At 68.6% G+C, this 23859-nt stretch carries 27 protein-coding genes and 1 tRNA gene; 13 read left to right on the top strand and 15 right to left on the bottom strand.

What is annotated here, in order from left to right; all coding sequences use genetic code 11:
* Window positions 1-1122, bottom strand: coding sequence for a peptide chain release factor 1 (gene prfA, locus ACMYLB_RS08390; protein WP_415910481.1), 1122 nt, complete (start codon window positions 1120-1122; stop codon window positions 1-3).
* Window positions 1123-1228: 106 nt separating this feature from the next.
* On the opposite strand from prfA, the gene ACMYLB_RS08385 reads away from it, so the two are divergent.
* Entirely contained in the window at window positions 1229-2374 is a 1146-nt protein-coding gene (locus ACMYLB_RS08385; RefSeq protein WP_415910480.1) for an HAD family hydrolase, read from the top strand.
* Here the strand turns inward: ACMYLB_RS08385 and ACMYLB_RS08380 are convergent.
* The 3 genes from ACMYLB_RS08380 to ACMYLB_RS08370 form a co-directional block, all read right to left on the bottom strand.
* Window positions 2334-3053: a hypothetical protein gene (locus ACMYLB_RS08380; protein ID WP_415910479.1), complete on the bottom strand. Its 720-nt coding sequence runs from the start codon at window positions 3051-3053 to the stop codon at window positions 2334-2336. The genes ACMYLB_RS08385 and ACMYLB_RS08380 overlap by 41 nt on opposite strands.
* A 270-nt stretch (window positions 3054-3323) precedes the next feature.
* Window positions 3324-4061 carry a hypothetical protein gene (locus tag ACMYLB_RS08375; protein WP_415910478.1) on the bottom strand — a complete coding sequence of 246 codons (738 nt, stop codon included), beginning with the start codon at window positions 4059-4061 and terminating at the stop codon, window positions 3324-3326.
* Window positions 4058-4603, bottom strand: coding sequence for an RNA polymerase sigma factor (locus tag ACMYLB_RS08370; RefSeq protein ID WP_415910477.1), 546 nt, complete (start codon window positions 4601-4603; stop codon window positions 4058-4060). The genes ACMYLB_RS08375 and ACMYLB_RS08370 overlap by 4 nt, the downstream gene beginning before the upstream one ends.
* Window positions 4604-4703: 100 nt before the next feature.
* Between ACMYLB_RS08370 and ACMYLB_RS08365 the strand changes: the two genes are divergently transcribed.
* Window positions 4704-5198 carry a GAF domain-containing protein gene (locus tag ACMYLB_RS08365; protein ID WP_415910476.1) on the top strand — a complete coding sequence of 165 codons (495 nt, stop codon included), beginning with the start codon at window positions 4704-4706 and terminating at the stop codon, window positions 5196-5198.
* Between the two features lie 76 nt (window positions 5199-5274).
* Here the strand turns inward: ACMYLB_RS08365 and ACMYLB_RS08360 are convergent.
* The 9 genes from ACMYLB_RS08360 to ACMYLB_RS08320 form a co-directional block, all read right to left on the bottom strand.
* A tRNA-Phe gene (locus tag ACMYLB_RS08360) sits at window positions 5275-5350 on the bottom strand.
* Between the two features lie 75 nt (window positions 5351-5425).
* Complete coding sequence (gene glpX, locus ACMYLB_RS08355; protein ID WP_415910475.1) at window positions 5426-6499, bottom strand: class II fructose-bisphosphatase; 1074 nt, start codon at window positions 6497-6499, stop codon at window positions 5426-5428.
* 107 nt (window positions 6500-6606) lie between these two features.
* Window positions 6607-7002 (bottom strand): hypothetical protein, encoded by a 396-nt coding sequence (locus ACMYLB_RS08350; RefSeq protein WP_415910474.1) that lies wholly within the window; start codon window positions 7000-7002, stop codon window positions 6607-6609.
* The gene (locus ACMYLB_RS08345; protein ID WP_415910473.1) at window positions 6972-7832 is read right to left on the bottom strand and encodes an MFS transporter; all 861 of its coding nucleotides are present in this window, start codon (window positions 7830-7832) and stop codon (window positions 6972-6974) included. Before ACMYLB_RS08345 ends, ACMYLB_RS08350 begins: the two co-directional genes overlap by 31 nt.
* A 59-nt stretch (window positions 7833-7891) precedes the next feature.
* A complete protein-coding gene (locus ACMYLB_RS08340; protein WP_415910472.1) occupies window positions 7892-8329 on the bottom strand; it encodes a DUF4019 domain-containing protein in 438 nt (145 codons plus the stop codon).
* Window positions 8330-8475: 146 nt separating this feature from the next.
* Entirely contained in the window at window positions 8476-9726 is a 1251-nt protein-coding gene (gene fabF / locus ACMYLB_RS08335; RefSeq protein ID WP_415910471.1) for a beta-ketoacyl-ACP synthase II, read from the bottom strand.
* Window positions 9727-9805: 79 nt separating this feature from the next.
* Entirely contained in the window at window positions 9806-10069 is a 264-nt protein-coding gene (gene acpP / locus ACMYLB_RS08330; protein ID WP_415910470.1) for an acyl carrier protein, read from the bottom strand.
* Window positions 10070-10120: 51 nt separating this feature from the next.
* Window positions 10121-10867: a 3-oxoacyl-[acyl-carrier-protein] reductase gene (gene fabG / locus ACMYLB_RS08325; protein WP_415910469.1), complete on the bottom strand. Its 747-nt coding sequence runs from the start codon at window positions 10865-10867 to the stop codon at window positions 10121-10123.
* A gap of 126 nt (window positions 10868-10993) precedes the next feature.
* Window positions 10994-12163 (bottom strand): sulfite reductase subunit alpha, encoded by a 1170-nt coding sequence (locus ACMYLB_RS08320; RefSeq protein ID WP_415910468.1) that lies wholly within the window; start codon window positions 12161-12163, stop codon window positions 10994-10996.
* Between the two features lie 135 nt (window positions 12164-12298).
* On the opposite strand from ACMYLB_RS08320, the gene ACMYLB_RS08315 reads away from it, so the two are divergent.
* The 11 genes from ACMYLB_RS08315 to ACMYLB_RS08265 all read left to right on the top strand — a co-directional run bounded on the left by ACMYLB_RS08315 (window position 12299) and on the right by ACMYLB_RS08265 (window position 21949).
* On the top strand, window positions 12299-13075 hold the full coding sequence (locus ACMYLB_RS08315) for a pseudouridine synthase (RefSeq protein ID WP_415910467.1): 777 nt from the start codon (window positions 12299-12301) through the stop codon (window positions 13073-13075).
* A complete protein-coding gene (locus tag ACMYLB_RS08310; protein WP_415910466.1) occupies window positions 13065-13850 on the top strand; it encodes an SH3 domain-containing protein in 786 nt (261 codons plus the stop codon). Before ACMYLB_RS08315 ends, ACMYLB_RS08310 begins: the two co-directional genes overlap by 11 nt.
* Window positions 13851-13902: 52 nt before the next feature.
* A complete protein-coding gene (gene folD / locus ACMYLB_RS08305; RefSeq protein ID WP_415910465.1) occupies window positions 13903-14778 on the top strand; it encodes a bifunctional methylenetetrahydrofolate dehydrogenase/methenyltetrahydrofolate cyclohydrolase FolD in 876 nt (291 codons plus the stop codon).
* Between the two features lie 325 nt (window positions 14779-15103).
* On the top strand, window positions 15104-15637 hold the full coding sequence (hoxE, locus tag ACMYLB_RS08300; RefSeq protein WP_415910464.1) for a bidirectional hydrogenase complex protein HoxE: 534 nt from the start codon (window positions 15104-15106) through the stop codon (window positions 15635-15637).
* Window positions 15627-17240, top strand: a complete 1614-nt coding sequence (locus ACMYLB_RS08295; protein WP_415910463.1) for a NuoF family protein — start codon at window positions 15627-15629, stop codon at window positions 17238-17240. The genes hoxE and ACMYLB_RS08295 overlap by 11 nt, the downstream gene beginning before the upstream one ends.
* A gap of 102 nt (window positions 17241-17342) precedes the next feature.
* Complete coding sequence (hoxU, locus tag ACMYLB_RS08290; RefSeq protein WP_415910462.1) at window positions 17343-18059, top strand: bidirectional hydrogenase complex protein HoxU; 717 nt, start codon at window positions 17343-17345, stop codon at window positions 18057-18059.
* Window positions 18047-18592 (top strand): oxidoreductase, encoded by a 546-nt coding sequence (locus tag ACMYLB_RS08285; RefSeq protein ID WP_415910461.1) that lies wholly within the window; start codon window positions 18047-18049, stop codon window positions 18590-18592. Before hoxU ends, ACMYLB_RS08285 begins: the two co-directional genes overlap by 13 nt.
* Window positions 18593-18627: 35 nt before the next feature.
* The gene (locus ACMYLB_RS08280; RefSeq protein ID WP_415910460.1) at window positions 18628-20061 is read left to right on the top strand and encodes a Ni/Fe hydrogenase subunit alpha; all 1434 of its coding nucleotides are present in this window, start codon (window positions 18628-18630) and stop codon (window positions 20059-20061) included.
* A gap of 59 nt (window positions 20062-20120) precedes the next feature.
* Window positions 20121-20537: a hydrogenase maturation protease gene (locus tag ACMYLB_RS08275; RefSeq protein WP_415910459.1), complete on the top strand. Its 417-nt coding sequence runs from the start codon at window positions 20121-20123 to the stop codon at window positions 20535-20537.
* 53 nt (window positions 20538-20590) lie between these two features.
* Entirely contained in the window at window positions 20591-21706 is a 1116-nt protein-coding gene (locus ACMYLB_RS08270) for a response regulator (protein ID WP_415910458.1), read from the top strand.
* Window positions 21707-21718: 12 nt separating this feature from the next.
* Window positions 21719-21949 carry a hypothetical protein gene (locus ACMYLB_RS08265; RefSeq protein ID WP_415910457.1) on the top strand — a complete coding sequence of 77 codons (231 nt, stop codon included), beginning with the start codon at window positions 21719-21721 and terminating at the stop codon, window positions 21947-21949.
* Between the two features lie 6 nt (window positions 21950-21955).
* On the opposite strand, the gene ACMYLB_RS08260 is transcribed toward ACMYLB_RS08265, so the two are convergent.
* Window positions 21956-22879: a hypothetical protein gene (locus ACMYLB_RS08260; RefSeq protein ID WP_415910456.1), complete on the bottom strand. Its 924-nt coding sequence runs from the start codon at window positions 22877-22879 to the stop codon at window positions 21956-21958.
* 2 nt (window positions 22880-22881) lie between these two features.
* Window positions 22882-23790, bottom strand: coding sequence for an SCO family protein (locus ACMYLB_RS08255; RefSeq protein WP_415910455.1), 909 nt, complete (start codon window positions 23788-23790; stop codon window positions 22882-22884).
* Window positions 23791-23859 lie beyond the last annotated feature (69 nt).

Genomic DNA, 23859 nt, shown 5'->3' with positions numbered 1-23859 from the left:
TCACTCCTCGTCCTCGCTCGCGCCGCGGCGCGCGATCACGGGCGCGCCGGTCAGCTCCGCCAGCTTCTCCTCGAACTCCGCGCGCTGCAGCGCCTCGATCAGCGCGTCGAGGTTGCCCTCCAGCACCTGCGGCAGGCTGTAGAGCGTCAGCCCGATGCGGTGGTCGGTCACGCGGTTCTGCGGGAAATTGTAGGTGCGGATGCGCTCGCTGCGGTCGCCGGTGCCGATCTGGCCCTTGCGCTGCGCGGCGTATTTGGCGCGCTCCTCCTCCTCCTTCAGCTTGAGCAGGCGCGAGCGCAGCACCGCCATCGCGCGGGCCTTGTTCTTGATCTGCGACCGGTCGTCGGCGCAGAACACGATCAGACCGGTCGGCTTGTGGATGATGCGCACCGCCGAGTCCGTGGTGTTGACCCCCTGCCCACCCGGGCCGCTGGCGCGCTGCACCGTGATCTCGAGGTCCTGCGGGTCGATCTGCACGTCGACTTCCTCGGCCTCGGGCAGCACGGCGACGGTGACGGTGGACGTGTGAATGCGGCCGTTGGCCTCGGTGACGGGGATGCGCTGCACGCGGTGGACGCCGCTCTCGTATTTCAGGCGCTTGTAGACGTCGGTGCCGGTGACGAGGAAGATCACCTCCTTGAACCCGCCGCGGTCGGAGCCGCTCGAGCTCATCGGCTGCACCTTCCAGCCGCGGCCTTCCGCGTAGCGGACAAACATCCGGTAAAGATCCGCCGCGAACAGGCTCGCCTCGTCCCCGCCGGCGCCGGCGCGGATTTCCATGACGGTGTTGCGCGAGTCCGACGGCTCCGGCGGGATCATCGCGCGCAGCACGGACTCGTGCAGCGCGGCGCGGCGCCGCTCCAGATCCGGCAGCTCCAGCTCCGCCAGCCCGCGCAGCTCCGGGTCGGCCTTCGGGTCCTTGAACAGCGCGCCGTGTTCCTCGATATCGCGGCCGAGCTTCTCGTAGGCGCGATACTCGTCGACCAGCGCGCGCAGGCGCTGCTGCTCGCGCGTGACGTCGGCGGCGCGCCGGGCGTTCGCGTAGAACGACGGCTCCGCCATCTGCGCGTCGAGTTCGTCGAGGCGGTGCTGGAACGGGAGGATGTCGGGCAGTTGATCCATGCGCGCGGCACGGGGAAGAAATTGCGAATTGCGTCAGCCGCAGCGGGCGGCTTGCGTCGGAAGCCAATCAGGCGCGGCTCGCGCCGCCTAGTAAAACTTTCCTGCGATGGCTTCCCCGCTCTTCACTCAAAACATCGTCGCCTGCATCTGGGACTTCGACAAGACGCTAATTCCCGCCTACATGCAGGCTCCGCTGTTCAAACGCTACGGCGTGGACGAGCAGACGTTCTGGTCGGAAACCAACGCCCTGGCCGAGAACTACCGCCGCCGCGGCTACCACATCTCGCCCGAGATCAGCTATCTCAACCACCTGCTCACCTACGTCCTCGCCGGGCCGATGGCCGGCTTGAACAACCAGGTGCTCCGCGACTGCGGCCGCGAGATCAAATTCTACCCCGGCCTGCCGGAGTTCTTCCAGTCGTCGCGCGAGTGGGTGAAAGCGCGGCCGGAGTTCCAGAAGCACGAGATCGTGCTCGAGCACTACATTGTCAGCACCGGACTCGCCGAGATGATCCGCGGCAGCGCCATCGCGCCGTTCGTCGACCACATCTGGGCCTGCGAATTCATCGAGAACCCGCTCCAGCCCGGTTTCCTCCGGCAGAAGGAATTCCCCCTCGAGGCCGCCGCGGAGATCGCGCAGATCGGCGTGATGATCGACAACACCACGAAGACGCGCGCGATCTTCGAGATCAACAAGGGCACGAACAGGAACGCCGCAATCGACGTCAACGCCAAGGTCTCGCCCGAGGACCGCCGCATCCCGCTCCAGAACATGATCTACATCGCCGACGGCCCGAGCGATGTCCCGAGCTTCTCCGTCGTGAAAAAGGGCGGCGGCAAGACCTACGCCGTCTACAACCCCGCCGTCCGCGCCGAGTTCGAGCAGAACGACCGCCTCCGCCAGGCCGGCCGCATCGACCACTACGGTCCCGCCGACTACACCGCGGGCAGCCCCACGACCAACTGGCTGCACCTCCAGATCGAGAAGATGTGCGAGCGCGTCGTCGCCGACCGCGAAAGCGCCGTCGCCTCCCGCGTCGCGCGCCCGCCGCGGCACCTCAACTCGCCCGAGGACGAAAAAGACCGTCCGCTCGCCGAAGCAGACCAGCTTCCTCGAGTAACCTCCGCGCGGCGGCCCGCCGCCGCGCCCCCAAAAAAGACGCCGCCCTTGCGGACGGCGTCAGGACTATGGCAAAGAAAAGGGGACGCGCTCAGTGGATCAGCGCGAACCGCGGCGCCGCCACGCTGCTGAAAGTGAACATGGCCTTCGGTTCGACCTGCACGGTCGGCATGTCCGCCGGCACCGGGATCTCGACCGTGGCGACCGCCACCGGAGCCGTCTTCTCGGCCAGCGCCGCCGGCACCGTCGGGTTGTAGAGCGGCTCGCTCGTCGCCACCACGAAGCGCGGCGTCGCGTCGGCCGAGGTGTCGAAAGCAAACATCGCTTCCGCCGGCGCGGACGGCGTCGCCGCGACCGCGGGCGCCTCCGCGAGCGCCGCCTGACGTTGCGCGCGCTGGCGCTCCACTAGGTTCTGCACGCGCTGCGCGTAGGCGTAGCTCACCGCCGGCACGCGACCGGCGCGCACGGCTCCCAGGCCGCAATTCCAGGCGAGCGCGATATTGAAGGGGTTCGGATCGATGCCGGCGTCGCGCAGGCCATCGGCGATCCATTCGTAGTGCCGCACGGCCACGGCGTCCGCCTGCGCGCGCACGATCGCCTGGCTGAAGGGCGTGCGCGTGTGCAGCCGCCACGTCTGGGGCAGGAACTGGTATGGCCCCAACTCGCCGCGCGAGCCGGGCCGCGTGTGGTTCGTGGGATTCTCCACCCAATTGATCGCGCGCAGCGTCTCCGCGCGCTCGGACGCGCCCGCAAAGGGCAGCGCGAGCGCCACGGCGCACAGCGTGAGAAGGAATTTTCGGGAGGTGGTCATCACAGGGACGTCGGCACAAAGTCTGTGAATCTCCCCCTGACAAGCGGCTTTTCGGGGGGTGCCATTTACAACCTGCGCCGCGCTGTCACGGGGTTTACAACAGCCCGCGCAAAGCACTTTCCCGGTGCGTTGGCCGTGGGACGCTTTTGCCTAATCGCTCGGAGCGAAATTTCTTTTTCCGGGCCGCGCGCGTGTCATCGGACGCACCGCGCACCCCGGCCGCGGGAGGGATCGGGCCGGAGCGACCGGCCCCTTGACGCTGGGCTCCGCTCAGATCAGCCGCTGGATCGCCTCGCGGCCCGCCTTGCTGGCCACGACGAAAATATGCCGGCCGTCACTCCACGCCGCGGCGCTGGCGCCCTCGTGGTCGGTGAAACTCGGCGCGAGCTTGGCGGCGAGCTGAGGGAAGTCCGCCGCGCGCGCCACGTAGCAGTGGAACCACTTTCCCTCGCGCTTGAAGCACACCTCAAGCAAGTCGTGCCCCTCGAAACGGACGGTGCGGCAGCCGTTCGCGCGCAGTGCGGCGAAGTCGATCGGCACGCCCCCGCCGAGCCGGCGGTCGGCCTGGCTGAGCATGGCCTGCAACTCGACGGCCTCCGGGCCCTCCTTGCCCTCGTGCGACTGGTGCATCGTGTCGCTGATCGCGAACGCCGCGATCTGTTCGGCCGAAACGGTCGCGGGCCAGAACGCGATCCCCACCGCCAGCAACAGGGCGAGGCTGGCGGCCAGCGCCATCGGCACCGGGCTGCGCCACCACGTGGCGCCCGCGCGCGGCGGCTGGCTGACCTTCACGCCGGCGAGAATCGACGCCCGCAGGTTCTCCGGCGGCGTGACGCCGCCGAGCTTCGCGCACATCGCGCGATCGAAGGCCTGTTGCGCCAGGAACCATTTCTCGAGCGCCGGGTCCTGCTTCGCCTGCTCGAGCGCGGCGCAGAAAGTGGCGTCGCCCGCATCGGCGCCATTCGGCCGGTAGGCGTGGAGAACGAATTTTGCCTCCTCGTTTTTCATGAGAGTTTCCTCGCGGTGTTGCCGAAGGGCACGACCTTGCCGCGCGCGGCTTCCTTGCGCGCGAGCGCGGCGCGGAGCTGGGATTTGCCGCGCGACAGGCGCGACATCACGGTGCCGATCGGCACCTCGAGCGCATCGGCGATTTCCTTGTAGGCCAGCTCCTCCAGGTAGAAGAGCGTGAGCGGCACGCGGTAGACCTCGTCGACCTCCTGCAGGGCCTCGACGACCAGCCCCGCGTCCATGCCGGTCACGAGGTCGACCTCCGGCGCCGCGGGATCGTTTTCGCCCGGCGGCAAATCCTCCAGCGCCGTCACGTGCTCGGCACGGCGGCGGCCGCGGAGGAACTCGCGGTAAAGCGTCGTGAACAGCCACGACTTGGCCTTCGCCTCCTCGCGCAGCTGGTCGCCCTTGCGCGCCCAGATGAAGAATGTCTGCTGGGTAAGGTCGCACGCATCCGACGAGTTTCTCGTCAGGCTGAGGGCAAAGCGGTAGAGCGGCGCGTAATGCGCGTCCACTAGCTGCGTGAAGGCGTCGCTGGGCATCGGTGGAGCGTGGGAGCCGCTGCAGCGTGCTTTATTCCCGGCTTTCGCGCAATCGCTCCCTTGCCACTGCCGCGCTTCTGCCTACTGCTCACCCACCGCCATGTCGCACACGGTCATCGCCATCCACGCCGGCACGAAGCCGGAGTTCTACGCCGCCTTGCACCGGCAGCTCGAAGCCGTCCTGCACGGCGAGCGCGACTGGGTGTGCAACCTGGCCCAGACCTCCGCGCTGCTGATGCAGGCGCTGCCCGACCTGAACTGGGCGGGTTTCTACCTGCTCAAGGACGGCGGCCTCGTCCTCGGCCCCTTCCAGGGCAAGGTCGCCTGCGTGCGCATCGCCATGGGCAAGGGCGTGTGCGGCACGGCCGCCGCCCGCCGCGAGAGCGTCGTGGTGCCGGACGTCCACGCCTTCCCCGGCCACATCGCCTGCGACAGCGCCTCGAACTCCGAGGTGGTCGTCCCCCTCCTCCACCGCGGCCGGCTGCTCGGCGTGCTCGATCTGGACAGCCCGAGCCTGAACCGCTTCGACGCCGAGGATGCCCGCGGCCTCGAGCGCGCCGTCGAGATCCTGCTGACCGCCTCCGACGTGCCCTAAGCGCCGAGCTTTTGACGCAACTCGCCGTCGGAAAACAAAAAGCGCCACTCTCGGGACGAGAATGGCGCTCTTAAAGTGGTGGCTCAGGTCGGAATCGAACCGACGACACAAGGATTTTCAGTCCTCTGCTCTACCAACTGAGCTACCGAGCCACTGAGTTGGAAGGGCGAGTAAAAGGGGCGGCGAAACCCGCCGTCAACGGCTTTTTGGAATTTTTCCGGCAGCCCTCAGACCAGCGTTTCGGTGCTCCGGCTGCGCAGGTAGATCGTCTTGTGGTCGAGATCGTGCACGGCCTGGATGTAGCGCACGGTGCGGCTGCGGGCGCGCATCAGGATCGAGTGCGTCGTCGCGTGACGGCCGACCACCTTGACTCCGGGGAGCAGCCAGCTGGAGGTGATGCCGGTGGCGCAGAAGATCGCACCGGGGCCGGTGACGAGGTCGTCGGCATGGAAGATCTTCTTGAGATCCTTGGCCGCGGGATCCTTCGCGATGCGGGCCCGCTCCTCGTCGTCGCGCACCCACATGCGGAGCTGCTGGCCACCGCCGAGCGCGCGGAGGGCCGCGGCCGTGAGCACGCCCTCGGGCGAGCCGCCGATGCCGAGGTAGAGGTCGACGCCGCTGTCGGGCAGCGACGGCGCGATGGCCGCGGTGACGTCGCCGTCGGTGATGAGCCGGAGCGCGGCGCCGACCTTGCGCACGCCCTGGATGATCTTCTCGTGGCGCGGACGGTCGAGCACGACGACGACGACCTCGCGCACGTTCTTGCCGCGCATCTTCGCGATCTTGCGCACGATCTCCTCGACGGGGGTGTCGAGGTCGAAGCGCAGGGCCTTGTTCTTCTCCATCGCCTGCGCGACCTGCGGACCGTAGGCGAGCTTCTCCGAGTAGAACGTCGGGATGTTCACCATCGCGTGGCCCTTCTCCGGCGCGAGCACGCCGGCCATGACCGAGATCGAGTTCGGCAGGCCTTTCGAGATGTTCGTCGTGCCGTCGATCGGATCGAGGGCGATGTTGAACTTCGGCGAGCCGCTCTTCCAGGTGCCGAGCCGGTCGCCGAGGAAAATGCCGGGCGCGTCGTCCTTGATGCCCTCGCCGATCACGACTTCGCCGCGCATGTCGATGTGGTCGAAGGTGCCGTTGATCGCGTCGCACGCGGCGGCGTCGGCGCCCTCCTTGTCGCCGCGGCCGATCCAGTGGACGGCGTTGAGCGCGGCGTTCTCGGTCGCGCGGATGAACTCGAACTCGAGCGAACGCTCCGGGTCGCTCTCGGTCAGGCTGATGCGTTTGGTCAGGGTGGCCATGGGGTGTTGGGTTGGCCGGAGCAAAGCGCAGTCGTCGCGCGCTCGGCAACGCGCCGCCGCCGGCCGCGAGCGACTATTAGAAACCGCTCCCGCCCGGCCAGCCGCGCTCAATTCCGCTCTTCTGGCGGCCGCACGCGGCGGAAGCTGCGCCACAGCGCGAGGTCGTAGAGCGCCTTCAGGCCGCCCGCCACGAGGAACGGTCCGCCCGCCAGCAGCAGCGCCGGCGTCATGAGCCCCGCCAGGGTCGGCGCCAGCGCGGTGCCCAGCTGGCGCGCTGTGCCGGTGACGCCGTTGGCGGCGGACCGCTCGGCCGCGGACACGACGGCGTTCACGTAGGACTGGCGCGTCGGCACGTCCATCTGCGAGATCAGGTGCCGCAGCCACAGCACCGCTGCCGCCCCGCCGAACGTCGGCATCAGCGGGACGAGCATGAGCAGGAAGTTCGAGGGCAGGTGCGTGAACACCATCGTGTTCACCAGGCCGATGCGGCGCGCCAGCGGCACGGCGGCCAGCGCCGACAGGCCCGACAGGATGTTGGCGCCGAAGAACACCGCGCCCAGCGCCGCCTCCCCGCGCCGAAGCGCACGTGAAACCAATACGCCAGGAAGCTCTGCACGATGAAGCCGCCCGCAAACGCATCGAGGGCGAAGAGCGCGCTCAGGCGCAGGACGATGCCACGCGACTCGCGGAGGCCGAAGAGCGCCTTCCCCGTGATCGCGCGCGCCGCCGCGGGCGCCTCCACGCCTTCATCCAGCTGCGCCACCAGCGCGGCGATCACCAGGCCGAGGGCCCCGTAGAGCCAGAACAACGTCGCATAGCTCGCGAGCGCGGACGCGCCGGCGTGCTGCAACGCCTGGCTGAGGAGGCCGGCCGCGAGCGCGCCCAGCGCCGTCGCCGCGTAGCCCGCGAGATTATACCAGGCGAAGAAGTGCGTCCGCCGCGCATCGGGCACGACTTGGGCCAGCCCCGCCTGCTCGACGGCGAGAAAGGGCCCCACCTCGTTGCCGGTCGGACTGATGACGCCGATCGTCGCGGCGAGGAGCAGACCGACGAAGCTGCCCGTGGCCGCCATGAGCGCGCCGCCGCCGGCCATCAGCGCGGCGCCCGCGAGCAGCGCGCGCCGGCGGCCCCAGCGGTCCGCGTGCGTGCTCAGCCAGAGCGAGATCGCGGCGTCACCGAGGAACGTGCCCGTGAGCAGCAGCCCGACCGCCGCCTCGTCGAGCCCGCGCTCGATCAGGTAGAGCACCAGCACGACGCCGAGCAGGCCGTAGGCGAACATCCGCACCATGCGCGCCGCGAAGAGCAGTCGCACGTTGCGCGAGGCGTGGTCCATGCCCGCCAGCCAGCCGCGTCACCGCGCCGGCGGCAACGCTGTTTCCCGTCACCGCGGCGTCAGGACGCGGGCCGGATGAAGAATCCCACCACGCGCCAGTGGCCGTCGGGGTCGGCCATGAGCGTCACGACCTCGTTGGCCTTCACCGCCTCGAAGCCCGTCTTAAACTTCACCACCCAATACTCGCCCTTGGGCGCGCGCGGCAGCTCAGTGGCGAACGTGGCCTCGGCGAGTTCACGCGAGTTGACCAGGCCAAGCGGCTGGCGCACCTGGTTCATCGCATCGACCCACTTCTCCTCGGTGACCGACGCGCGGAAACGCGAGGCGGCCTCCTTCCAGCTCTGGGCGTAGTTGCCCTCGTCGACGAGTTTCAGCCAGGTCTGGGCCAGCTTGGTGGACTCCTCGGCCGAACCGGCAACCTTGCCCTCGGCTCCAAACGCAAACGTGCCAACCAACAGGCACGCCGCGGCGATCAAGTGACGCAACGGGGTATTCATGGCGTGTGTGCGCGGCCACTGATGTCAGCCGGCGCGGCCGAGGGCAAGCAGCGAGACGCGGCGCGCGCGAGCCATCCCCACGCGCCGCAGGCGGGCCGGGCGAGCCGGGCGGGACCGGGGCGCGCCACGTCGGCGCGCGGCCGCGCTCACATCTTGCGGAAGACGAGCGCGGCGTTCTGGCCGCCGAAGCCGAGGTTGTCGCTCAACACGGTGCGGACCGCCGCGGTGCGCTTCACGTTGGGCACGTAGTCGAGGTCGCACTCCGGATCGGGCGTCTCGAGGTTGATCGTGGGCGGCACCTCGCCGGTCTCGATCGTCTTCACGCTGATCACGGCCTCAATGCCGCCGGCGGCGCCGAGCAGGTGGCCGGTCATCGACTTGGTGGAGCTGATCATGACCTTGCGGGCGTGTTCGCCGAAGACCTTCTTGATCGCGAGGGTCTCGAACTTGTCGTTGTAGGGCGTGGAGGTGCCGTGGGCGTTGATGTAGTCGATCTCCTCCGGGCGCACGCGGGCGTCGGCCAGCGCGCGGGTCATGGCGAGCGACAGGCCCTTGCCGTCCGGATCGGGCGAGGTGATGTGGTAGGCATCGCACGTCGCCGAGTAACCGAGGAGCTCGCAGTAGATGCGGGCGCCGCGCGCAAGGGCGTGCTCGAGGCTCTCGAGCACGAGGATGCCCGAGCCCTCGCCCATGATGAAACCGTCGCGGTTCGCGTCGAAGGGGCGGCTGGCCTTCTGCGGGTTCTCGTTGTTCGTGCTCATCGCCTTCATCGAGCAGAAACCGGCGTAGGACAGCGGGGTGATCGACGCCTCGGCGCCGCCACAGACCATGACGTCGGCCTCGCCGCCGCGGATCATGCGGAGCGACTCGCCGATGGCGTGCGTGGCGGTGGCGCAGGCGCTGACGACGCCGAAATTCGGACCGCGGGCCCCCAGCTCGATCGCGACCAGGCCGCCGACCATGTTGCTGATCAGGGCGGGGATCATGAACGGCGAGACCTTGCGCGGGCCGCGCTCGAGGAGGTTCTTGTGCTGGTTCTCGATCGTCCACATGCCCCCGATGCCCGAGCCGATGATGACGCCGACGCGGTCGGCATCCTCCTTGGCCATGTCGAGCTTAGCGTCGGCGACGGCCTGCTTGGCGGCGACGAAGCCGAAATGCGTGTAGCGGTCGTTGCGCCGGACCTCCTTCGGGTCCATGTGCTGCGCCGGGTCCCAGTCGCGCACCTCCGCGCCGATCTGGCAGGTGTAATCCTTCACGTCGAACTGCGTGACGCGATCGATGCCGCACTTGCCGGCCAGGATGCTGGCCCAGAAGTCGGGCACGTTGTGGCCGAGGGAGGCCACGACGCCCAGACCGGTGACGACGACACGTTTATGCGGAGAAACGGTTTCCATCAGCGGGACACAGTGAAAATAAAAAGGCGTTCTACCAGCCCCGATTTTCGGGTGGTAGAACGCCTGGGGAAAGGGGAACTTACTTCGCGGCGGCCTTGGCCTCGATGTAGTTGATGACGTCGCCGACGGTCTGGAGCTTCTCCGCGTCGGACTCCGGGATCTCACCCTTGATCTCGTTCTTGAACTCCTCTTCGAAGGCCATGATGAGCTCGACAGTGTCGAGGGAGTCGGCGCCGAGATCGTCGAGGAACGAGGCCTCTTTGGTGATCTGCTCTTCGTTAACGTTCAGTTGGTTAACGATGATCTGCTTGACGCGTTGTTCGATGGTTTTCTGGTCGGCCATGTTGGAAAGGGTTCGAGGAAGTGTCCGGGATAAAAGGTGGTCAAATCGGCATCACATCACCATGCCGCCGTCAACGGTAAAAACCTGCCCGGTGATGTAGCCGGCTTCCTCGGAGGCGAGGAATGCCACCATGTGCGCGATGTCGGCGGCTTCGCCGAGGCGCTTGAGCGGGATGACGCCCATGAGCTTCTCGCCGGCCTCTTCGGGGAGGCCCGCCGTCATGTCGGTCTTGATGAAGCCGGGCGCCACGGCGTTGACCGTGATGTTGCGCGCCGCGAACTCCTTCGCGATCGACTTGGTGAAGCCGATCATGCCGGCCTTGGCCGCGCAGTAGTTGGCCTGGCCGGGGTTGCCCATGAGGCCGACGACGGAGGTGATGTTGATGATGCGGCCCCAGCGCTTCTGGGTCATGGGGCGGCCGACGAGCTTGGTGAAGTGGTAGCAGCTGGTCAGGTTGGTCGAGAGGACGTTGTTCCAGTCGTCCTCGCTCATGCGGAACAGCAGGCCGTCCTTCGTGATTCCGGCGTTGTTGACGAGGATGTCGATGTTGCCGAACTCGGCCAGCAGCTGTTCGCACGCCGCCTTTACCGCCGCGCCGTTGGCGACGTCGACCGCCAGCGCCTTGGCCTTGCCGCCCGCGGCGACGATGCCGTCGGCGACCGCGCCACAGCTCTCGGCGGACTTGCTCACGCAGATCACCGTCACGCCGTTCTTGGCGAGCAACTCAGCGATGGCTTTGCCGATGCCGCGCCCCGCGCCAGTGACGAGGGCCACACGATTGTTGTAGGTCAGGCTCATAGATAAAGCGGGGGCTTCGTGGCAGGCGCAACGAGGCGGTGCAACAACCAACTCACCGGCCCCGCGCCGGCACGACCAGCGCGCCCGGCGGCCACCCGGCACGCGATTCTTCCGGGCGCCGACAGCTCAGTAGACGTCCCGCATGTAGCGGTGGTCCTTCTTGAGCTGCTTCACGTATTCGGTCGCCGCGGCGGCGTCCATGCCGCCGTGCTGGGCGATGATCTCGTGGAGCGCGGCGTCGACGTCCTTGGCCATGCGCTTGGCGTCGCCGCAGACGTAGAAGCACGCGCCGCCCTGCAGCCAGGCCCAGAGCTCGGCGCCGGCCTGCCGCATGCGGTCCTGCACGTAGATCTTTTCCGCTTGGTCACGCGAGAAGGCGACATCGAGGCGCGCGAGCTTGCCCTGCTGCTGCCAGGCGAGCCACTCCTCCTCGTAAAGGAAATCGGTCGCGCGGCGCTGGTCGCCGAAGAACAGCCAGTTGCGGCCGGTCGCGCCGGTGGCGACGCGCTCCTGCATGAACGCCCGGAACGGCGCCACGCCGGTGCCGGGGCCGACCATGATGACGTCCCGCGCGCCGTCGGCCGGCGGGGCGAAGTGCGAATGCGACACAAAGACCGGCACCGGCGTCTCGTTCACGGCGGCACGGTCGGCGAGGAAGGTCGAGCAGACGCCGTGGCGCGGGCGGCCGTTGGTCTCGTAGCGGACGACCGCGACGGTGAGGTGCACCTGCGTGGGGTGGACCTTGCCGGAGGAGGCGATCGAGTAGAGGCGCGGCATCAGCTTGCGGAGATGATCGACGAAAACCTGCGGCGAGAGGCGCGCGTGAGGGAACTCGGCGAGCAGATCGACGTATTCGCGCTCGGCGAGATACGCCGCAAGCTGCTCCTTGGCCTCGGGCGCGAGCAGGCCGGCGATCTTCTCCTTCTCCGTCGGGTCGGGCGTGCTCGCGGCGAGCGTCTCGAGGATCTTCTTCGTCGGGCCGGCGAGCGCGAGGCGGCGGGTGAGCGCCTCGCGGAGCGGGATGGGCGCCATCAGCTTCAGCATCGCCGGGTTCACCGGCTCGTCGCCGGTGGCGTGCAGGCGCTGGAGCACCTCGGCCACGAGGTCGGGGTGGTTCGTCGGGAACACCCCGAGCGAATCGCCGGCCTTGTAGGTCAGGCCGCTGTCGCCCAGGTCGACGACGAAGTGGCGCGTGTCCTTGGCCGAACCGGGACGGTTCAGGAGGCGGTTTTCCGTCAGGCGGGCGGGAAACGGGTTGTCCTTGGAGAACGTGGCGGGAGCGGGCTCCAGATGCATGCGTGGAAGGGCGTTTTTGCCGGTCGCGACAAGGAGGTTGCAAGCCCGTTCGCTGTCAAATGGCCATCGGTGACGCAAAACGCTGGATCGGCTTTCCTGTTGCCCGGCGCCGCCCGCGCGCCAAACCTGCGCGTTGTGGAACCCGTTCGCATCCAGAAATTCATCGCCGACTCCGGCCTGTGCTCCCGTCGCGCCGCCGAGGCGCTCATCGCGGCGGGCGAAGTTTACGTGAACGGCGAAAAGGCCGAGCCCGGCCGCAAGGTCGAGCCCGGCGTCGACAAGGTCACCGTCCGCGGCAAGCCCGTGCGCTCCACCGCCCAGCCGAAGGTCACGCTGGCCATGCACAAGCCGCGCGGCCTCGTCTGCTCCAACAGCGACCCGCACGCCGAGGACGGCACGATCTTCGACCTGCTCCCGCGCGAGTGGCGCAAGCTCCGGCTCTTCTGCGCCGGCCGCCTCGACAAGGACAGCGAGGGCCTGCTCATCCTCACCACCGACGGTGACCTCGCGAACAAACTCATGCACCCGTCCAACACGGTCGTGAAGCGCTACCACGTGACGCTCGAGCGCCCCTTCCCCGCCGGCAAGGTCGGCCAGCTGCTCAAGGGCGTGAAGGTCGAGAACGAGCACCTTCAGGTCGAGCACGCCCTCCTGCTCAACCCGAACCGCGACAAGCTTTCCACCTCGCTCGACGTCCATCTGCACCACGGCAAGAAGCGCGAGATCCGCCAGCTCTTCCTCGCCTTCGGTTTCCCGGTCAAGCGCCTGCGCCGCTACCAGATCGGCGCCCTGCGCCTGAAAGGAATCCCGTTGCGCGGAGTGAAACAACTTTCTACGAAGGAAATCTCACTGCTCTTCGCGACGCCTCGCGCGATCCCCGACGAGCCCGCGTTCACCGATCATGAAGATTAAACTCCCGCTCCTCGCCCTGGCGCTCGCCACCGCGGCCCGCGTCGCCGCCGACACGGTCGCGACCGACACCGCCGTCTTCCAGCAAGCCGACGCCAAGTCCCCCGTGCTCACGCGCCTCACCGCCGGCTCGACCATCACCGTCGTCGGCGACGCCCCCGCCGGCTGGCGCCGCGTCGAGGTCGACGGCTCGTTCGAGGGCTACTCGCGCAGTCGCGAGATCACCAAGGCCCTCAGCGTCCGCGAAGGCGCCAACATCTACAGCGAGCCCAAGGTCACGTCCGCCGTGCTCACCCTCTCGCAGAAGGGCGACAAGTCCGAGGTCATCGGCCTCTCCACCGGCGACTGGCTGAAGGTCCGCATCGAGAAGAAGCTCCAGGGCTTCATCGCCGTCGGCGCCACCGCCAACCGCCCGAGCGCGACCGCCGCGGCGCCCGTCCCCGCCCCGGCCGCGCCCTACTCGGCCGCGCCCGCCGCCCCCAGCACCGAGCCCGGCCGCCCGGTCCCGATCACCGGCAACAGCGCCGACACGCCGCGCCTGTTCACCGGCATCTTCAGCGTCGCCCGCGCCACGCTCTTCGGCTCGACGCCCGTCTACGACTACCAGCTGACCGACAGCACCGGCCGCCGCTTCGCCTACGTCGACATGAAGCGCCTCGTCCTCACCGAGAAGATCGAGAGCTACGTCGACCTCCAGGTCGTCATCACCGGCACGGTCCGCAACACCGTCGACGGCAAGGACCTCGTGGTCGTCGCCGAGGCGATCCAGCGGAAATAAGACACTCGCGAAACTTCTAGCCGGCGCGCGCGCCGGCTTTTTTCTTTCTCCCATGGAAATCATCGACGGCAACCAGGTCGCGGCCGAGATCGTCGCGGAACTCAAAGCGGAAGTCGCCGGCTACACCGGCCGCAAGCCCTGCATCGCGCTCGTGCGCGTCGGCGACGACCCGGCGTCGGTTTCCTACGTGAAGAAAAAGGAGAAGACCGCCGCCGACATCGGCATCGAGAGCCGCCTCATCTTCCCGCCGGTCACGATCACGCAGGACGAACTTTGCGCGCTCATCGACACGCTCAACGCCGACGCCGGCGTCGACGGCATCCTCGTGCAGTCGCCGCTGCCCAAGGGCATCAACGAGGTCGCCGTCTTCCGCCGCATCGCCGCGCACAAGGACGTCGACGGCTTCCACACCCTGAACCTCGGCAAGCTCGCGCAGGAGGACGAGACGGGCTTCGTCGCCTGCACGCCCGCCGGCATCATGGAGCTGCTCCAGCGCGCGCAGGTTTCCCTCTCCGGCAAGCACGTCGTCGTGCTCGGCCGCTCGCTCATCGTCGGCAAGCCCGCCGCCCTCCTCGCCGTCCAGCGCAAGGCCTGGGCCAACGCCACCGTCACGATCTGCCACTCCCAGACCAAGGACCTGCCCGCGATCACGCGCCAGGCCGACGTGCTCATCGCCGCCATCGGCAAGGCCGAGTTCGTCACCGCCGACATGGTGAAGCCGGGCGTCGTCGTCATCGACGTCGGCGTCAACCGCGTGCCCGACGCCACGAAGAAGACTGGTTACCGCCTCACCGGCGACGTCCACTTCCCGACCGTCTCCCCGCTCTGCGCGAAGATCACGCCCGTCCCCGGCGGCGTCGGCCCGATGACCGTCGCCATGCTGATGAAGAACACGGTCAAGGCCTACCGCCAGAACCGCACGGCCTGAGCCGACCGCACGCTCGGGAGGCGTCGCGCGCACGGCGCTGATTTTTCGCCGCGCGCATCATCCGCCGCGTTTTAGGACACTCTGCGACTTCCGCACATCTTGCGCGAAAGTCGCGCCGCTCGCCTCTGCCGCAGAGCGGGACCATTAGCGGACCTGCGTCGCAGACCAATTCCCGCGCAACAATCCACGCCGGCCCTTGCGCAATCTGCGCCCAGTGAGCCGGGCGCATTCGCGCTACCCTCGGGCGCCAAATCTACCGGCCGGTCCTGACTGAAGCGGACCGCTGGAGGCGGTGCGGGGAGGTCCGGATTGGCACCTCGCCCCTATGTTACTCACGGAAGCCCGCCGCAAACTCGAACGCAAGAAAGCCGCCGCCGCCCCGCGCGGGGACAAGCGACTCGTCATCCTCGACACCTTCATGAAGCGCCAGCAGTTCCGCGGCGACGCTCTCATCGAGGTGCTGCACAAGGCGCAGGAGCTCTACGGATTCCTCGACGACGGCCTGCTGCTTTACGTCGCCAAGGCCCTGAAGCTGCCGCCCAGCCGCGTCTACGGCGTGGCCACGTTCTACCATTTCTTCACCCTGAAGCCGCAGGGCGAGCACACCTGCGTCGTCTGCCTCGGCACCGCCTGCTACGTGAAGGGCGCCGACAAGATCATGGCCGCCATCGAGCAGCGCGCCGGCATCAAGGCCGGCGAGACCACGCCGGACAACAAGCTCTCCCTCCTCTCCGCGCGCTGCATCGGCGCCTGCGGCATCGCGCCGGCGGTCGTCTACGACGGCACCGTCGCGGCCAAACAGACCGCCGAAGGCGCCGTCGCCAAAGTCCAACCCTGGCTCTCCTCCCATGGATCTTAACGACCTTCTCCAAACCAAGGCTCGCGAGCTGGCCGCACGGAAGCCCTACACGCTGCGCTGCTGCCTGGCCGCCAGCTGCCACTCGTCCGGCGCGCCCGCGGTGAAGAAGCAGCTCGAGCAAGCGGTCGCCGCCGCCGGCCTTGCCGACCAGATCGAGGTCCGCGGCGTCGGCTGCCTGCGGCTGTGCTGCCAGGGCCCGCTCGTGCAGGCCGACCCCTCCGGCGTGCTGTTCGAAAAGGTCACGCCCGAGACCGCGGCCGAGCTCATCGCCGAAATCCAGAAGGGCGCGGCGGCCGCCGGTCTCGCCTCCGCCAGCGCCCCCTTCTTCGCCCAGCAGAAGACCATCGTGCTCGCCAACAGCGGCGTCGTGGATCCCGAACGCATCGAGAGCTACATCGCCGCCGACGGCTACCAGGCCCTGCTCAAGGCGCTCACCGAATTGGAGCCGCCAGAAATCGTCGACACGATCGTGCGCAGCGGCCTGCGCGGCCGCGGCGGCGCGGGTTTCCCCACCGGCCTCAAGTGGGGCACCGTCGCCAAGGCGCCCGGGGAAAGGAAATTCGTCGTCTGCAACGCGGACGAAGGCGACCCGGGCGCGTTCATGGACCGCTCGGTGCTCGAAAGCGATCCGCACCGCGTGCTCGAGGGCATGGCCATCGCCGCGCTGGCCGTCGGCGCCACCCAGGGCTACGTCTACGTGCGCGCCGAGTATCCGCTGGCCATCGCCCGGCTCCAGACCGCGATCAAGCAGGCGCGCCAGCTGGGCCTGCTCGGCGCCGGCATCTTCGAGTCGCCGTTCTCGTTCAACATCGAGGTGCGCATCGGCGCCGGCGCTTTCGTCTGCGGCGAGGAAACCGCGCTCATGGCCTCGATCGAGGGCAAGCGCGGCCAGCCGCGCCCGCGGCCGCCGTTCCCGGCCGAGCGCGGCCTGTGGAATTGCCCGACGCTGATCAACAACGTCGAGACCTTCGCCAACGTCGCCCCCATCGTCCGGCACGGCGCGGAGTGGTTCGCGGGCATCGGCACGGAGAAGAGCAAAGGCACCAAGGTCTTCGCCCTCGCCGGCAAGATCCGCCACACCGGCCTGATCGAGGTGCCGATGGGCACGCCGCTCCGCACCATCGTCGAGGACATGGGCGGCGGCGCGCCCGACGGCCACACCATCAAGGCCGTGCAGACCGGCGGCCCCTCCGGCGGCTGCATCCCGCAGCCGCACCTCGACACGCCCGTCGACTACGAGTCCCTCGGCCAGCTGGGTTCGATCATGGGCTCGGGCGGCATGATCGTGATGGACGACACCACCAACATGGTCGACGTCGCGCGCTACTTCATGGAGTTCTGCGTCGACGAGTCCTGCGGCAAATGCATCCCCTGCCGCGCCGGCACGGTGCAGATGCACCAGCTGCTCACCAAGATCATCGAGCGCCGCGCCACCGCCGCCGACCTCGCCCAGCTCGAGGAGCTGTGCGACATGGTGAAGAACACCAGCCTCTGCGGGCTCGGCCAGACTGCCCCCAACCCCGTCCTCAGCACGCTGCGCTTCTTCCGCCACGAATACGAGGCGCTCCTCCAACCCGAGCCCGCGACCGCCTCACCTCATTGATCGTTGTAGGGCGGGGTCTCCCGACCCCGCCGCATCGCAAGCCCCATGGCGGGGTCAGGAGACCCCGCCCTACAAAGCAACGAGCCCTCACCAGATTCTCCCATGGCTGTTAAAACCCTCACGATCGACGGCCGCCAGGTCTCCGCTCCGGAAGATGCGACCATCCTCCAGGCCTGCCAGGAGGCCGGCGTCAAGCTGCCCACCCTCTGCCACCTCGACGGCGTCTACGACGTCGGCGCCTGCCGCCTCTGCCTCGTCGAGGTCGCCGGCAGCAACAAGCTCCTCCCTGCCTGCACCACGCGCGTCCGCGAAGGCATGGAGATCCTCACCGACACGCCGAAGCTCCGCCACTACCGCAAGCTCACGCTCGAACTGCTCTTCGCCGAGCGCAACCACGTGTGCGCCGTCTGCGTGTCCAACGGCCAGTGCGAGCTCCAGTCGCTCGCCGCCGCCTGCGGCATGGACCACGTGCGCTACGACTACCAGTCGCCCCGCTGGCCCGTCGACCAGACGCACGCCCTCTACGGCATGGACCACAACCGCTGCATCCTCTGCACGCGCTGCGTCCGCGTCTGCTGGCACATCGAGGGCGCCGGCACCAAGAACGTCGCCGGCCGCGGCGGGAAGTGCGAGGTCATCACCGACCTCCGGCAGCCCTGGGCCGACGCCGACACCTGCACGTCGTGCGGCAAGTGCGTCATGAGCTGCCCCACCGGCGCGCTCTTCTATCGCGGCGCCAGCGCCGGGGAAATGATGCGCGACCGCACGCGTCTCGAAAAAATCGTCACCGCCCGGGAGAAACAACAATGGAACGCCTGAAATTCGCCTCCGTCTGGCTCGGCGGTTGCGCCGGCTGCCACATGTCCTTCCTCGACCTCGACGAGTTCCTCCTCGAACTCGCCGGCCGCGTCGAGGTCGTCTACAGCCCGCTCGCCGACCTCAAGGTCTACCCCGAGGGCGTCGACCTCTGCCTCGTCGAGGGCGCGATCTGCAACACCGACCACGTCGAGCTCATCCACCAGATCCGCGCGCGCACGAAGGTCGTGGTCTCGTTCGGCGATTGCGCCGTCACGGCCAACGTCCCCGCGATGCGCAACGTCCTCGGCGCGAAAAACGCCGACAACGTCCTCCAGCGCGCCTACCTCGAGGCCGCCGCGAGCAACCCGGTGAAGCCCGCCCTCGACGGCATCCTGCCCCCGTTGCTGCCCAAGGTCGTGCCCGTGCATGCGCTGATCAAGGTCGACCACTGCCTCCCGGGCTGCCCGCCGCCCGCCGACCGCATCAAGGCCCTCCTGCTCCACCTCCTCGACGGCGCCCCCGCGCTCAGCGGCGCCCAACTGAAATTCGGCTGAGCGCCTCGCGCTCGCCCCCCGCCCAACGCCTGCTCATGACCCGCCGCATCGTCATCGACCCCGTCACCCGCATCGAAGGCCACGCCAAGATCAGCCTGCGCCTCGACGACTCCGGCCACGTCGCCGACGCGGAGTTCCACGTCACGGAATTCCGCGGCTTCGAGAAATTCTGCGAAGGCCGCCCGCTCGCCGAGATGCCCGGCATCACCGCCCGCATCTGCGGCATCTGCCCGGTCTCGCACCTGCTCGCCTCCGCCAAGGCCGGCGACGCCATCCTCGCCGTGCGCGTGCCCGTCGCCGCCGACAAGCTGCGCCGCCTGATGAACCTCGGCCAGCTCGTGCAGAGCCACGCGCTGAGCTTCTTCCACCTCAGCGCCCCCGACTTCCTGCTCGGCTGGGAGACGCCGCCGGCGCAGCGCAACGTCTTCGGGCTCGCCGCGGAAAAACCCGAGCTGGCGCGCGCCGGCATCCGCCTCCGCCAGTTCGGTCAGGAGGTGATCGAGCTGCTCGGCGGCAAGAAGGTTCACCCCGGCTGGGCCGTGCCCGGCGGCGTCCGCTCCGGCATCGACCGCCTGACGCTCGACCGCATCAAGGACTGGCTGCCCGAGGCGTTCGCGACCACCAACACCGCCCTGAAGCTCTTCAAGCGCGTGCTCGAGGCGCACCCGCGCGAGATCGAGACCTACGGCAATTTCCCCTCGATGTTCATGGGCCTCGTCGGCCCGCGCGGCGAATGGGAGCACCACGGCGGCAAGCTGCGTTTCACCGACAGCAACGGCCAGATCGTCGCCGACCAAATCGACCCCAAGGCCTACGCCACGCTCATCGCCGAGCAGGTCCAGAACTCCTCCTACCTCAAGTCGCCCTACTACCAATCGCTCGGTCCGCAGGCGGGCCTGTATCGCGTCGGCCCGCTCGCGCGGCTCAACGTCTGCACCACGATCGGCACGCCGCAGGCCGACGGCGAGCTCGCGGCCTTCCGCGCCTTCGGTCACGGCGGCGCGGTGACCTCGTCGTTCCTCTACCACTACGCGCGCCTGATCGAGATCCTCGCCGCCCTCGAGCGCATCGCGCTCTACGTCGACGACCAGGACCTGTTGCGCGACCACATCCGCTCCGACGCCGGCATCAACCACCTCCACGGCGTCGGCGTCAGCGAGGCGCCGCGCGGCACGCTCATCCACGACTACACGGTCGACGAGCACGGCCTGCTCACGAAGGTGAACCTCATCATCGCCACCGGTCACAACAACCTCGCGATGAATCGCACCGTCGCGCAGATCGCGCGCAGCTACATCAAGCCCGGCTCGACCGACATCCCCGAGCCGCTGCTGAACCGCATCGAGCACGGCATCCGCTGCTACGACCCGTGCCTGAGCTGCTCGACGCACGCCGTCGGCCAGATGCCGCTCCTCGTCCAACTCGTCTCGCCCGCCGGCGCGATCCTCCACACCGTCGCCCGCGACTAGCGCGCGATGATCGCCCCCAGCCATTCTCCCCGGCCGGCGCGCTCCGCGCGCGCCTGCTCGTGCTCGGCTACGGCAACACCCTCTTCGGCGACGACGGCCTCGGCCAGCTCATCGCCCAGCACGTCGCCGACTGGGCCGTGCCCGGCGTGCTCGCGCTGGCGCGCCACGAGCTCACGCCCGAGCTCGCCGCCGACGTCGCCGCGGCCGACGAGGTGATCTTCGTCGACGCCGCGCTGCACACCGACGGCGTCGTGTTCGTGCCGCTCGCCCCCGCCCCCGCGGGACGCGAGGGCCTAGAGCACGCGCTCACGCCCGCCGCCCTGCTTGCGCTGGCCCAGACCGCGTTCGGCCACGGGCCGGCGCGCGCCTGGCAGCTGCTCGTGCCCGCCCGGGACTTCACCCTAGGCAACGCGCTCTCCGACGTCGCCCGCGACGGACTTTCCCGCGCGCTCGAGGGAATTGCCCGGCGCGTGTGACCCGGGGCTTGCCTCGTGCGGAGCGACGCGTTTCTCTCGCGCTCGCCCCCGTCATGGCCTCCAAAATTCTCGTCGTCGACGACCAGCCCATCAACGTCCAGCTGCTGAAGCGCAAGCTCGAGCGCGAGGGCATGCAGGTCGCCACGGCCTTCTCCGGCCGCGAGGCGCTCGACCTCGTCGCCGCGGACAAGCCCGACCTGATCCTCCTCGACGTGATGATGCCCGACATGGACGGCATCGAGGTCTGCCAGCGGCTCCAGGCCGACCCGGAGACGAAGATCATCCCCGTCATCTTCATCACCGCGCGCACCTCCAAGGAAGGCAAGATCGAGGGCCTCGGCGTCGGCGCCGTCGACTACATCACCAAGCCCATCGATCTCGACGAGACGCTGGCCCGCGTGCAGACGCAGCTGCGGTTCGTGAACATGAACCGCGAGCTGGTCGAGCTCCAGCGCCGCCTCGGCGACTCGCGCCGCGCCGCCACCCTCGGCGCCGTCACGCAGGGCATCGCGCACAACCTGAACAATCTCCTCGGCGTCGTCATCGGCTACGTCGACCTGATCAAGGCCTACCACGAGAAGCCCGAGCTGGTGAAGAAGAACGCCCAGCACCTCGAGGACGCCGTCAACCGCATCGTCTCGATCATCAAGCAGCTCACCAACCTGGTGGTGAAGAACAAGCCGCAGCTCGGCCGCGCCGCGCTGGGCGAGCTGCTCGAGAGCAGCGTGCGCCGCTACCAGACCGAGTTTCGCATCGAGCAGCCGGTTACCATCGACAACGCCGTCGGCAACGTCGCGCTCGAGACCAACGCCGAGGTGTTCGAGGACTCGCTGGCGAAACTGCTCATCAACGCCTGGGAAGCCTACGGCGACGCCCCCGACGACCAGCGCAAGATCGCCCTCCGCACCGAGGTCGTCGACAAGGGCGAGGACGGCAAGCACCTGCTCGTCCACGTCGAGGACCACGCCCGCGGCATCGACCCCGAGATCAAGGACCACGCGTTCGAACCCTTCATCAGCTCGAAGCACACCGTCGGCGTCGGCATGGGCCTCACCGTCGCCCGCCACGCCATGCGCAACCTCGGCGGCGAGGTGAACCTGAACGAGAACCCCAAGGGCGGCGCCATCGCGACGCTGCGCCACCCGCTGGAGCGGAAGGCGAAAGTCTAGCGCTTGGATGCAATGCCTCCTCGCGCCAAGAGGGCATTGCGTCGCCTGCTGATCGCATCGGCCGTCCTGACGTTGGTCTTGGCGACATGTCTCGCTGGCTGGATCACCGGCGGCCCGCACTCCATGATCGTCAACATGGCTGCTCTTCTGCTTCCCGTGGCCGCAATCGTGGCATTGGTGTTTGCGGGATTCTTCGTCAGCGCCTGTCGCGCCGCCCGGACGACGAAATCCGATCGGTCCTGAGAGCGCTTACGGCAGCACGTCGACCCAGAACGGCACGAAGGCTTCGTCGCCGGCCAGGTTCACCTGCGCCCAGATGACGTAGCGGCCGGGCTGCGGGATCGTGACCTTGAAATGCAGCTCGGGCTTCAGCGGATCGGCCGGCGGCTGGCTGAGGTCGGCCTCCATCGGGTGCAGGTGCGCGAAGCCGCTGCGGTCTTCGTCAAACGCCACCAGGTGCGCGAACGCGCCCATCACCGGCTGCAGCGGCACCGGGCGCTTCTGCGTGCCGGGGCTCTCGATGCGGAAGGTGAGGTCGGCGGGCGTCTTGGCGCGGAAATACGACGGCACGTCGAGGGTGAAGTTGAAGCCCGCGGCCTGCCACTCGGTGTTGGTCGTGCGCGAGACGCGCGCGACGTCGCCCGGCACGTTGAAATCGACCGAGGCGTAGAGCCCGCGCTGCGTCGCGGCGGGCGTGAAGTCGGCGAACACGCGGTAGGTGCCGGCGCGATCCGGCGCCATCTCGAACACCCACTCGCCGGCACGCCGGCCGGGCTCGGGATGCAGGTGCTGGTAGTCGTTGAGCGTCGGATCGACCACGAGCAGGTGCAGCTTGCGCGTGTGCGCGACGAGCAGGTCGGCCGGGCCGATCGGCTTGCCGTTGGCCGTGCGCATCGTGAGCGTGAACTTCGTCACCTTGCCGCGCTGCGGCGGCGTCTCGCTCGCGAGCGAGAGCTGCACCGGGGATTTCGCAGCGATGACCGGGATGAACTGCGGGCTGGCCGGGTCGCAGAACTCGATCGCGTCCTTCCCCGTGACGCGGAAATCCATGTGATTGAGGTTCGAGCCGGTCGGGAGCAGGCGCACCGTCAGGTAAAGCGCGAGCGCGACGCCGGTGATGAGGCCGATCGAGCGGACTTGCGGGCGGGTCAGAGGCGGGCGGGAGGCGTCCATGGTTACCGCATCTTCGGGAGGAAGTCGTCGGTGCCCCATTGCGACCCGTCCACGCGGTGAATGATCCGCCCGTTCGCGTCGATCAGCAGCGTGGCGAGGTTGTGCTTGATCGTGCCGCCCTCGAACTCGCGGAGGATGCCCAGCTGCGCGAGCAGGTGGCGCACGGCGGCGTCGGGGCCGGTGAGGAACGACCAGTTGGACAGGTCGAGGCCGCGGGCGTCGGCGTAGTCCTTGAGCACGCCGGGCGTGTCGTAGTCGGGATCGAGCGAGACCGAGACGAACTCCACGTCGGTGACGCCCGCCTGTTTCGCCGCCTGCTGCAGCGCGGACATCTTCATTGTCGAGGCCGGGCACATGGTCGCGACCGGGCAGCGGGTGAAGATGAAGTTCATCATGACCTTCTTCCCGCGGAAGCGGCTGGCGGAGACGGTGCGGCCGGCCTGGTCGAGCAGCGTGAAGTCCGGCGCCTGCTCGCCGACCTCGCGGTAAAGCTCCTTGCCGCGCACGGCGCTGTCCTGCGCCAGCGCCTTGGCCCCGGCGTCGAGCGCGCGCACGGTCACGGAGTCGTCCGGCCAGATCTTCTCGAGGGAAAACTCGCCCCGGTGCTCGACCATCTCGGCGCGGATGCGCTGGCCGGGCTTGGCATTCGCCAGGTCGCCGGGCGACGCCTTGAACTCCATCGTCATCGACGGCATGTAGCCGGGGATTTCCTCGTGCGTGACGAGCAGGACCTTGCGCTCGAGGTCGGCGCGCACGATCTCGCCCTTGAGCGGGTAGCGTTTCTCGTCCGGATTGGCCGGCGCGGCGACGCTCGCGGTGTCCGCCGCCTTGCGGCAACCGCTCGCCGCCAGCATGGCGGCCATTAGCGCGCCCAGCGCGAATCTCGCGGCGAACGAATAACGCGGAGTCATCCCCGTGACCCATTTGCCAAAGCCGGAAATTGTCAAAAGGTTTGCGCCCCGTTCCGCCGGAGTATCACT

This window comes from Oleiharenicola sp. Vm1, assembly GCF_047777955.1.
Classification (GTDB): domain Bacteria; phylum Verrucomicrobiota; class Verrucomicrobiia; order Opitutales; family Opitutaceae; genus Didemnitutus.
Note: the sequence above shows the minus strand (reverse complement) of the source record. Positions and strands in the feature narration are given on the sequence as shown.